The 11,367-nt window shown below is 70.3% G+C and carries 8 protein-coding genes and 1 tRNA gene; 6 read left to right on the forward strand and 3 right to left on the reverse strand.

The genetic code is table 11. The annotated features are described in order from the left end of the window. From HET64_RS30225 to HET64_RS30245, 5 genes are all read left to right on the forward strand, one after another. Positions 1–1,464: alkaline phosphatase family protein (locus HET64_RS30225; protein ID WP_215110329.1), on the forward strand; the 1,464-nt coding region annotated here is incomplete at its 5' end. A gap of 74 nt (positions 1,465–1,538) precedes the next feature. Further along, positions 1,539–2,372 (forward strand): HAD-IIA family hydrolase, encoded by an 834-nt coding sequence (locus HET64_RS30230; RefSeq protein ID WP_215110330.1) that lies wholly within the window; start codon positions 1,539–1,541, stop codon positions 2,370–2,372. 177 nt (positions 2,373–2,549) lie between these two features. Further along, positions 2,550–3,116 carry a hypothetical protein gene (locus HET64_RS30235; protein ID WP_215110331.1) on the forward strand — a complete coding sequence of 189 codons (567 nt, stop codon included), beginning with the start codon at positions 2,550–2,552 and terminating at the stop codon, positions 3,114–3,116. 1 nt (position 3,117) lies between these two features. Then, positions 3,118–3,843, forward strand: a complete 726-nt coding sequence (locus tag HET64_RS30240; RefSeq protein WP_215110332.1) for a class F sortase — start codon at positions 3,118–3,120, stop codon at positions 3,841–3,843. Between the two features lie 365 nt (positions 3,844–4,208). Continuing rightward, positions 4,209–5,255, forward strand: a complete 1,047-nt coding sequence (locus HET64_RS30245) for a glycoside hydrolase family 6 protein (protein WP_215110333.1) — start codon at positions 4,209–4,211, stop codon at positions 5,253–5,255. Positions 5,256–5,331: 76 nt separating this feature from the next. Here the strand turns inward: HET64_RS30245 and HET64_RS30250 are convergent, their stop codons facing one another. The 3 genes from HET64_RS30250 to HET64_RS30260 all read right to left on the reverse strand — a co-directional run bounded on the left by HET64_RS30250 (position 5,332) and on the right by HET64_RS30260 (position 9,816). Continuing rightward, positions 5,332–7,269: a kelch motif-containing protein gene (locus tag HET64_RS30250; protein WP_215110334.1), complete on the reverse strand. Its 1,938-nt coding sequence runs from the start codon at positions 7,267–7,269 to the stop codon at positions 5,332–5,334. Continuing rightward, positions 7,266–9,197, reverse strand: a complete 1,932-nt coding sequence (locus tag HET64_RS30255) for a glycosyltransferase (RefSeq protein WP_215110335.1) — start codon at positions 9,195–9,197, stop codon at positions 7,266–7,268. The genes HET64_RS30250 and HET64_RS30255 overlap by 4 nt, the downstream gene beginning before the upstream one ends. Before the next feature lie 545 nt (positions 9,198–9,742). Then, a tRNA-Lys gene (locus HET64_RS30260) sits at positions 9,743–9,816 on the reverse strand. 192 nt (positions 9,817–10,008) lie between these two features. Between HET64_RS30260 and HET64_RS30265 the strand changes: the two genes are divergently transcribed. Continuing rightward, positions 10,009–11,301, forward strand: a complete 1,293-nt coding sequence (locus tag HET64_RS30265) for a peptidoglycan-binding protein (protein WP_215110336.1) — start codon at positions 10,009–10,011, stop codon at positions 11,299–11,301. The last annotated feature ends 66 nt before the right edge of the window (positions 11,302–11,367 follow it).

The following is an 11,367-nucleotide window of genomic DNA, read 5'->3' on the forward strand; positions in this document are numbered from 1 at the left end:
GCCACCGCCACCGCCGCGTACGCCGCGCCCGCCCTCCCCGACGGCACCAGCAAGGACAAGGTGCTCGTCGTCGGCATGGACGGGCTGCGCCACGACGTCATCGCCGCCGCCAAGGCCCCGCACCTCAAGTCGATGATGGCGAACGGGACGTACGGCACCTCGCTGCTGTACGCCAACCCGATGGCCGCCACCTCCTCCGGCCCCGGCTGGTCGACGATCTCCACCGGCGTCTGGCCCGACAAGCACGGCGTCAAGGAGAACTCCTTCGCCGGGAAGAACTACGGGAAGTACCCCGGCTTCCTCGCCCGCCTCGCCCAGATCCGCCCCCAGCTCTCCACCTACGCCGCCGTCGACTGGAAGCCCCTGGACGCCCAGGGCACGGTCACCCCGGGCGCCGACGCCAAGCTCGTCCTCGACGGCGACGCCGACGGCTACACCGGCCACGACGCCACCATCGCCGCCGAGACGGAGTCGATCCTCCGGAACCAGAACCCGGACGTCCTCTTCGTCTACTTCGGCCAGTCCGACATCGCCGGCCACAACTCCGGCGCGGCCAGCGCCGCGTACCGCGCGGCGATCGACGTCCAGGACGGCTACCTCGGCCGCCTCCTGACCGCGATCAGGGCCCGCCCCTCGTACGCCACCGAACGCTGGACCGTCATCGTCACCACCGACCACGGCCACACCGACTCCGGCGGCCACGGCGGCAGCGCGATCGAGGAGCGGCGCACCTTCGTCCTCGCCCAGGGCCCCGGCATCGCGGCCGGCGCCCGCCCCGCCGACACCCGCCTCGTGGACGTCGCCGCCACCGTCTTCAAGCAGCTCGGCATCACACCCGACCCCGCCTGGGGCCTGGACGGCAAGCCGATCCAGGAACGCTCCACCGACCCGTTCGAGACCCTGTACCCCTCCCTCGCCGCACGCGCCGACGAGACCGGCATCCCGGCGGGCGTCCTCGGCTGGACCCACACCGCGCCCAGCGGCTGGTCGGTCGTGAACTCCGCGATGGGCACCGGGGGAGTGGCCGAGTGGCGCGGCTGGTCCTTCGCCACCGACGAGTTCTGGAGCCGCAGCCAGCGCGACCAGTCCCGTGAGCTGAACGTCCGCGCGCGCGGGATCTTCGCGGTCGCCGACTCCGACGAATGGGACGACAAGGCGTCCTCGGGCCCGTACGACTCCACGCTCGTCACCCCGGCGTACGCGGTCGGCGGCAGGTCCACCGTCACGCTCGGCCTCACCACCCACTACCGGCAGGAGGGCAGCCAGAGCGCCCGCGTCCTCGCCTCCTGGAACGGCGGAACGCCCGTCGAGGTGAAGCGCTACACGTCCGACGTGATCTCGCAGCCCCAGTCGCTCACCCTGGACGTCCCGTCCGGAGCCGCCAACGTGAGCTTCCGGTTCCACTACACCGGCAGCAACAACTGGTACTGGGTGATCGACGGGGTCAAGATCACGGCGGCTTAATTATGCTGGGGGCGCCGGGACGGCGTGGTCCGGGCACCCCCAGCACGCAGTGCGTACGGCAGGAGTCCCGACACATGGCAGAGCGCAAGCCCATCTCATCCTGGCTCACCGACATGGACGGCGTCCTCATCCACGAGGGCACCCCCATCCCCGGTGCCGATGCCTTCATCAAGCGGCTGCGGGATTCCGGGCTGCCCTTCCTCGTCCTCACCAACAACTCCATCTACACCGCGCGCGACCTGCACGCCCGGCTGAAGCGCATGGGCCTGGACGTGCCCGTGGAGAACATCTGGACCTCCGCGCTCGCCACCGCCCAGTTCCTCGACGACCAGCGCCCCGGCGGCACGGCGTACGTTATCGGCGAGGCCGGTCTCACCACCGCCCTCCACGACATCGGGTACGTCCTCACCGACCACGACCCGGACTACGTGGTGCTCGGCGAGACCCGGACGTACAGCTTCGAGGCGCTCACCAAGGCCATCCGGCTGATCAACGCGGGTGCCCGCTTCATCTGCACCAACCCCGACGAGACCGGCCCGTCCGCCGAGGGCCCGCTGCCCGCCACCGGTTCGGTCGCCGCCCTCATCACCAAGGCCACCGGCAAGGACCCGTACTTCGCGGGCAAGCCGAACCCCCTGATGATGCGGACCGGTCTCAACGCCATCGGCGCGCACAGCGAGACCAGCGCGATGATCGGCGACCGGATGGACACCGACGTCCTCGCGGGTCTGGAAGCGGGCATGCAGACCTTCCTGGTCCTCACCGGGCTGACGTCCGTCGCCGACATCGACCGCTACCCGTACGGTCCCTCGCACGTCGCTGATTCCATCGCCGACCTGGTCGACCTCATCGATCTGCCGGACCAGGTGGACCAGGGCAAGCAGACGGAGAAGCAGACGGACAAGTAGACGCACGGGACCGGCAGGGCGAACCGGCCCGCGCAGCCGGGCAGCCGCCGACCTGCGCGGACCGCATCCGCAGTCGTCCGGACCGTCGTCCGGAACGTCGCCCGGACGTCGCTCGAATGGAGGACTGCGGATGCGGGCCGCCGCCGCAGGCGTGAACCTTCCCGTAGGAGGTTCACGATGCGTTCCATTCCCCTCACGTTCTGTGCCGCAGCGGCGGCCGCGCTCATAGCCGTGCCCGCCCCCGCCGCTCTGGCGTCCCCGGCCGCCCCGGCCGGTGACGACGACCGGCGCACCGGCACCGTCTCGGTCACCCCGTCCACCATCGCCCCCGGCGGGAGGGTGGAGCTGTGGGTCGACGTCTGCGGCAAGGGCCGCGAGGCGACGGGCAACTCCGACGCCTTCTCCTCGGAGGCCCGCTTCCGCCCCGCCGACGACGAGGGCCTCTTCGCCGAGGCCCGGATCCGGGACGACGCCGAACCCCGCTCCTACGACGTCTGGGTGACGTGCAAGGACGGGCGGGGCAAGGCGACCGGCACCCTCACCGTCGTCCACCACAACCGCCCCTCGCCCGCCGCGCCCGTCAAGGCGGGCGGCGGAGGTGCCGCCACCCTCGCCGAACGGTCCACCGAGGCCGAGGGCCCCGGCACCCGGCACGCGGTGATCGGTCTGGTGCTCGCCGCCGTCGCGGCCGTCGCCGTCGCCCTGCGCAGCTCGCGCCGGCGCCGCGACCCGGCCGGCAGCTGACATGGGAGCCCCGGACCGCCCGGCAGGCAACGGGCGACTGCTCACCGGAGTGACCTGGGCCGTGCTGCTGCTCGGCCTGTGGATCTGGGGCCGGGAGGCCGGTGGCGGGCTCGGCGGCCTGTCGGGGCCCACCACCGGCGACGTGGCCGCGGTCGGCCGCCCTCTCGGGGCGGAGCTGCCCCCGGCCCACGACCCGCTCGACGGGGCGGCCCCCGAACGCGTCGAGGTCCCCTCCGTGGGGATCTCGGCCCCCGTCATCACCCGCGGCCTCGACGGGGACGGGGCCATCGACCCGCCCCCGTACGGCATGCCGAAGACCGCCGGCTGGTACGGCGACGGCACCCGGCCCGGCGCGAAGGGCGCGGCCCTGTTCGTCGGCCACGTCGACACCGACACCAAGCCGGCGGTCTTCTACGGGCTCAGCGCGGTGAAGCCGGGCGCCCGGATCGAGGTCACCCGGACCGACGGCAGCGTCGCGGAGTTCACCGTGGACGACGTCCAGCTCGTCACCCGCGAACGCTTCGACGCGCAGAAGGCGTACGGGCCCCGCGAGGACGGCCGGGCCGAGCTGCGGCTGATCACCTGCGGCGGAACGTACGACCACAGGACCCGCTCCTACACGGCGAACGTGGTCGTCTCCGCCTACCTCACCGGCGCGCAGGACGCGCAGGACGCCGGGGACGGCGGGGAGCGCGTACAGGCCGTGAGCCACGGAAGCCGCGGCTGACCCGACACCCCACGCCCACCACGCACCGCGTGTCACGCGGCAACGGTCAACCCGGCCCGGCCGGCCGCCCCTCACGGGGCGTGCGGCCGGGCCGGTCCTCGACCGCGTGCGCCCGGCCGCGGGAGTCGCCCGGCGCGGTACGGGAGGTCGGTGCGGTGGGAAGGCCCGATCCCCCGTCACTCTAGGGGCACCCCGCGGACGGATGACCGGCTTTCGAACGGGATGTCCGGAACCGGTGCCCGTGTGTGACCGTTGTACGGGTGGGAGCGTGGGCGCCCGGCCGCTGTGCCAGGATGGATCGGACCGGCAGCACATCGGTGCAACCAGTGATGAACAGTGCAGGCAGTGCACCCAAGGGGGAGTGGATGTACGGCAGTTACACCGGCCGGTCCCGGACGCGCGGGCGCGCGGCGGGCCTGCGGACGACCGGTACGGCGGCGGCGCTCGGAGCGGTCCTGCTGCTGGCGGGATGCTCCGGCGACGGGGAGGGCGACGAGAAGAAGAGCGCGCCGGCCGTCGAGCAGCAGCCCAAGGACAAGGATCCGTACTGGGTCAACCCCGACGGCAACGCGGCCCGACAGGTCGCCGCGTACAGCGAGGACGGCGACGAGAAGAACGCCGAGCTGATCCGGAGAATAGCGCGGCAGCCGGTCGGCGAGTGGATCGGCCCGGACAACCCCGAGGCCGAGGTCAAGGGCGTCACCGAGGCGGCGGCCGCCGTCGACCGGGACGCCCTTCTGGTCCTCTACAACATCCCGCACCGCGACTGCGGCCAGTTCTCCAAGGGCGGCGCCTCCGACGGCAACGCCTACCGGGCCTGGCTGGACAGCGTCGCCCAGGGCATCGGGGACCGCGGCGCCACCGTGATCCTGGAGCCGGACGCCCTGCTCCACCTGGTCGACGGCTGCACACCCCAGGAGTTCCACGAGGAGCGCTACGACCTCCTCAAGGGCGCGATCCAGCGGCTGAAGCAGCAGCCCGCCACCAAGGTCTACCTGGACGCGGGCAACGCGGGCTGGCAGTCGCCCGACGCCCTGTACCAGCCGCTCCAGCGGGCCGGGATCGCCGAGGCGGACGGCTTCTCGCTGAACGTCTCCAACTTCCAGACGACGGCCGTCTCCACGGAGTTCGGCAAGAAGCTGTCGGAGAAGATCGGCGACAAGCCCTTCGTCATCGACACCAGCCGCAACGGCAACGGCCCCTATCAGGGCGGCGACCCCGCCGAGAGCTGGTGCAACCCCCCGGGCCGCGCACTGGGAGAGACCCCGACCACGCGGACCGGCGACGAACAGGTCGACGCCTACCTGTGGATCAAGCGTCCCGGCGAGTCCGACGGCGACTGCAAGGGCGGCCCGAAGGCCGGCGCCTGGTGGCCGGAGTACGCCCTGGGCCTGGCCGGCGCCACGAAGTAGCCGGGACACGGCGAAGGCCGTGCCCGGGAGGACCTGTTCCTCCCGGGCACGGCCTTCGCCGTGTGCGGGGGCGCCCCTACTCGGGCACCTCCACCCACATGCCCTCCGACGGAGTGCCCTGGTCGTCGGTGACGAACAGCATGTACCAACCGGCCGGCACCAGCGCCCGGTTCTCCGGCACGGTGACGGTGACCCCGTCCTTCGACTTCTCCATCTCCAGCGCGATGGTGCGCTGGTCGGTGTCGGTGACATGGGTGACCGCCGAGGGCCGCATCAGCTTCGCCGAGGTGATCTTCGAGGCGTGCTGGGTGGTGAACAGGCCCGTACCACCGCGCTCGATCTTCTTGGGCCCGGCCGTCAGCTCCGGCTTGGAGTCCCGGTAGAGGTAGGGCGGGGTGTAGATCTCGATGCGCTGCTCGAAGACGCCGGGCCGGGTGTTGGCCTGGTCCGAGTAGAGCGAGTCCGAGCCGAAGATCATGACCCGGCCGTCCGGCAGCAGCAGGGAGCCCGAGTGGTAGTTCCGGCCGACCGCCGGGTCCGCGACCTTCTGGTACGTATCGCTCTTCGCGTCGTACAGCCGGGCCTGGAGCACGTCCGAGCCGCCGCGCCCCCGGTAGTCGCTGGAGCCGCCGGTGACCAGCAGGGAGTCGTCGGGCAGCAGCGAGGCGCTGGGGTAGCGGGTGCCTTCGGAGAGGGACGCCCCGTCGGTGAACTCCGGGTTCTTCTTCCCGAGGTCGACCAGCCGTGACTTCTCGCTGGACTTCTCCGACTCGCCGACCCCGCCGCCGCCGATCACCATGAACTTCTCGTCCTGGGCCGGGGGCAGCCGCACGGTCGCGGAGGTCTCCATCCGGTCCGGGTCGCTCAGCCCGGGGATCTTCTTGAACTTGTTCGTCGACAGGTCCCAGACGCCCGGGTCACGGCCCACGTCCGCCGGACCGTACCCGGCGTTGGAGCCGGAGTAGAAGAGCTTGCCGTCGTTCAGCAGGAAGACCGCCGGGTAGGTGGGGAACTTCCGGACGATGCCGGTGTACTCCCACTCCTTGGTCTCCGGGTCGTAGATCTCGTCCTTGCCGGGGACGATCTGACCGATCTCGTCCAGACCCGACAGCGCGAGGACCTTGCCGTCCTCCAGCGTCGTCAGCGTCGGGTACCAGCGGGCCTCGTTCATCGGGTCGACGGGTATGTACTTCTCCGCGACCGGGTCGAACTCGAAGGCGTCCTTGATCCCCTGGAAGTCCTTCTTGTCCAGGGCCAGCTTCTGCGCGATGCCGTAGACGTTGCGGGTGTCCGAACCGGACAGGCCGGCCACCCGGTAGTTGTCCTCGGTGCCGGTCTCGTACTTCTTGCCGGTCTTCTGCGCCTCGACGTAGATCCGGCCGAGCCCGGGGTCGTTGCGCAGGAACGCGCCGGTCTGCTTGTCGAAGACCTTCTTCGCCTTCTCCACCAGCACCGGGTCCTTGGAGACGTACGTCTTGCCGTTCTCCTTGCCGGTGAACCGGGTGCCCGCGGGCAGGGTGATCGGCTTGTCCGGGTTCTCGTTGTGGACGATCATCAGGCCGCCGGCCTTGGTGACGTCGCCCTGGAGCTTCTCGTAGCGCTTGGTGCCGCCGGCTATGAGGAGCTTGCCGTCGGGCAGTTGGGTGTGCCCGGCGCAGAACATGTCCTTGGGCGTGGGGATGTCCCTGAAGACGTTCGTCTTCGGGTCCCACAGCACCGAGCGGAAGCTCTTCGCGTCGAAGTTCTTCTGGTTGTTCCCGGAGCCCGCGACGAGCAGCACCTTGCCGGTGTGCAGCAGTGCCGCGTGGATCGTGTTGACCCGGTGTTCGGAGGGGACGTCCAGGAAGTCCCAGTGGCCGTTGGCCGCCTTGTAATCCGGCTGGTTGATCTTGTACTCGTGATAGCGCTCGGTGCTGAAGCGGTACAGCCACGGCCCGTTCGCCCCCGCGAGCGCGAGAACCACCGCCGTACTGATCGCCAGGCGGCGGGTACGGCGGCTCGGACGGTACTTCATTTCTTACGTCCCCCAAGGGCGATCCGGGCGATCTGCATGGTCTGGTCATTGCCCGGCGCACCGGGCAGGGGCTGGGGCCTCGGCTCCGGCGCCGGTCCGCCGCTGCGGTGCGATCCGCCGCCCGCCCGGCGCTTCTTCTTCTCCGCGCGGATGGTGTACCGCCAGCCGATGATCGGCGCCGCGGTGATCAGCAGCGCCAGCGTGGCCCAGGTGATCATCGCGGGGTGGCTGTGGCCCAGGAAGAACGAGGAGATCATCGACGCGCCGAACACGACGATGAAGAACAGGTGGATGCGGAAGGTGCCGAACAGCGTGTCCGGGCTCGACGAGTCGCCCTTGGGGGTCACCACGAACGAGCTCTTGCGGCGCAGCACCGCGTCCATCAGCGAGCGGGCGTAGATCGGCGCGGAGAGCGCGGACATCACCATGCCGGCCAGACCGCCGGAACCCTCCGGCTCGTGCGGTGAGACGTTGTGGCGGCGGTTCCAGATGTACAGGCCGATCTGGAGCGCGGAGGCGTTGCCGTACAGCATCATCCAGATCGTCGGGTCGATCTGGACGCCGGAGGCGCCCATGCCGAGGAACAGCGCGCAACTGAGGGCCGCCAGGATCCAGTTCATGGCCGACATCGGATAGAAGATGATCATCATCGTGTAGTTGAAGAGCTTGCCGGGAGGCATGGTCCCGAAGCCCTTCCAGAACTGCCCGATGATCGTCTCGTAGGTCCCCCGGGACCAGCGCAGCTGCTGGGTGAAGAAGTCCGTCCACGCGGTCGGGCCCTCACCGACGGCCAGCACGTCCGGGGTGTAGACCGAGCGCCACTTCTTGCCCGTGGCCGGGTTGCGGTGGCGGTGGATCTCGAACCCGGTGGCCATGTCCTCGGTGATCGAGTCGTACAGGCCGCCGATCTGCTTCAGCGCCGAGATGCGGACCGCGTTGCTGGTGCCGACGAACATGGGCGATCCGTAGCGGTTGCCCGCGCGCTGGATGAGGGCGTGGAACAGGAACTGCTGCGACTCGGCGGCCTTGGTGACGAAGGTGTCGTAGTTGCCGTAGACCTGCGGGCCGATGACGAAGCCGACGTCCGGGTCGCGGAAGTAGCCGAGCATCCGCTCCAGGTAGTTCGCCATCGGGATGTGGTCGGTGTCGACCGAGGCGAAGAAGTCGTAGTCGCCGCCGTGCGCGTCCAGCCAGGCGTTGTAGTTGCCGTGCTTGGTCTTGGCGCGGTGCGGGCCCTTGGCCTGGTTCCAGTGTGCCACGCCCTTGCGGGAGAAGTGGTGCACGCCGAGCCGGGCGCAGACCTCCTTGACCGCCGGGTCATTGCCCTCGTCCAGCAGCCACACGTGCATCAGACCGCGGTGGCGGATCCTCACGGCCGCCTCCAGGGTCTTCGTCACCATCTCCAGCGGTTCCTTGCCGGGGACGAAGGAGGTGAGGAAGGCGACCTTGGTGCCGGACTCCGGGATCACCGGGACCGGGTCGCGGGCGACCAGGGTGGCGTGCGCGTTCGACAGGACGTTCATCGTGCGGAACAGCTCGATCAGACCGATCGAGACCAGCATGACGATGTCGAGGACCAGCAGGAGGTCGTTGTCCAGGTTCGGATCGCGGTCCGTCCAGTGGCTGGGCTGCATCAGCCAGGCGAAGAGGCCGAGCGAGACGAGGGGAGCCGCGCCGAGCAGGAGCGCCGCGCGCACCCGGTGCGGCTCCTGCGATATGAGCGAGCGGTACTGGACCTTGTACGGCTTGCCCGCGGGGGGCTGCGTCAGCGGTCCGGCGAGCCGGCTGTAGTGCTCGTAGTCGTAGCGCGGCAGCTCCTTCTTGGCACGCCGCCGCGCCGCGCCGGCCCGCAGCCCCGCGGGTATCCGGAGCTGCGTCGTCCGGGAAGCGTCGTTCTCCTGCCGGTCGCCTGGCGGCGTCGACGTCATGGGTACATCCCCCCGCACGCATGCTGGTGCGTGACTGTTCGGTCTCTTTCTTCGTGCGCGGTGGGCCCCCGTTCTTCACCGGGCACGCACACGGTGGCGGGCCACCGTCCCCACAGACATGGAACGGCAGCCTTCCGGTTGCATGATGCCCCCTCGGCGTCCGCCCTTGAGCGGGACCCCCACCCCGCGGCGCAGACAACCGGAACGTCACGCTCTGCTGCGCCAACTGTACGGATCAGCAGCCCCCTTGGACCTGACGGTCCTCAGACAGATTGTCCGACACCGAACGGGATCGCAAGGGTGAAACGAACTGTTTGCCGGTCATACGCACGATTTGACCACACCTTGTGGAGGGGGTGTGACGAAGTGGAGACCGGCGCTCGCCACCTCTCCGTCGCTGCTATGTGACCGCTCCGCGACGGTCGGCGGTTCGGTGCGCGAGTTCGGTGCGTAGCTGTGCGTACGCGGCCATCGGGTGTCACCGGATGCCGGACGGGGAATGATCAAAGCCCCCTCACTGAACGTGAGGGGGCTTTGACTGTGCGTGCGCCGTCAGGGACTCGAACCCCGGACCCGCTGATTAAGAGTCAGCTGCTCTAACCAACTGAGCTAACGGCGCCTGCTGACCTGGAGAACTCTACCCGACTCGCAGGGGTGCTCCGAACCATTTACCGGACGCCACGCCCCGTCAGATAGTCGTTTTTTTCCTTTGTTCCGTCAAAATGCGATATGTCGGGAGAGTTGAGACACTGACGCCCGTTGCAGCTGCGCCCAAAGATCTTGACGAATGACGAGTGCGGAGGGGAATCGCATGACTGTGCCGGTCTTCGAGGAGTACGAACCCGCCATCGACTGCGGATGTGCGGGGTGCGCCGTGCGGCGGCGCTCCGCCGCGAGGGCCCTGCCGGTGCGGCGCGGCGGCCACCCCGCCGCGCACGGCGCGCGCCGCGCCCTGGTGCTGGCCACGGCCGCCGGGGTGGTGCTCTCCTGCGGGGCCGCGGGTGGGGCCGCCGCCGCAGGCCATGTCCCCGGGCCCCCGCGCGCCGACGGGGGAGCCGACCCCGAACCGGCGACTCCGCAGGGTGAGAAGGGGCCGCTGCGGGGCACCGGTGCCTCGGGCCCGCCGTCCGCCGGATCGGCCGTACCGAAGACGACCCGGGCCGAGATCATCGACCGGGCCAAGCGGTGGGTGGGCGCGAAGGTCCCGTACAGCATGGAGAAGTACTGGTCGGACGGCTACCGCCAGGACTGTTCGGGCTATGTCTCGATGGCCTGGAACCTCGGCAGCAACGAGTGGACCGGCAGCCTCGCCGCCTACGGGACCCGGATCGCCCGCGCCGACCTCCAGCCCGGCGACATCCTCCTCTTCCACAACCCGGCCGACCCCTCCAAGGGCTCGCACGTCACGATCTTCGGCGGCTGGAGCGACTCCACGCGCACCCATTACGTCGCCTACGAGCAGGCGCGCCCGCAGACGCGGAAGCAGTCGACGCCGCTGGCGTACTGGAGCAACTCCGACCGTTACGTGGCGTACCGGTACAAGGGGGTCACGGGTGGCTCGCCCGGCTCCGGATCCTCCACCTCCTTCCCCGGGGCGAAGCAGTTCGGCCCCGGCGCCGACAACAAGTACGTCACCGCGCTCGGCCGGATGCTGGTCCAGCGGGGCGGCAAGCGGTTCTACGCGGTCGGCCCCGGGCCCGAGTGGAGCGCGGCCGACCGGCGTGCGACCCAGGCGTTCCAGCGGGCGCAGGGCTGGCAGGGCAAGGAGGCGGATGGCATCCCGGGCCCGGACACCTGGCGCCTGCTGGCCACCGGCGGCGGACGGAACATTCCGGCCGCCGGCGCGGGCGGCAGCCCGAATACAGCCGTCGCGTTCCCCGGGCGCGGCTATTTCAAGCCGGGTCAGTCCAACAGCCATGTCGACCGGCTCGGCGAACAGTTGGTGAAGAAGGGATACGGCAAGCACTACGTGTCGGGCCCCGACCCGCGCTGGACCGAGGCCGACCGCCGCAACGTCGAGGCGTTCCAGCGGGCCCAGGGCTGGCGTGGCGGGGCGGCCGATGGTTACCCGGGGCCGGAGACCTGGCGCCGGCTCTTCGCGTGACGGACGTGACGGAAAGGAAGCGGTAACCGGTGACCCCCAACGACGACCAGACCCCCCGGACCAGCC

The sequence above is a fragment of the Streptomyces sp. McG3 genome (assembly GCF_018619185.1).
Lineage (GTDB): Bacteria > Actinomycetota > Actinomycetes > Streptomycetales > Streptomycetaceae > Streptomyces.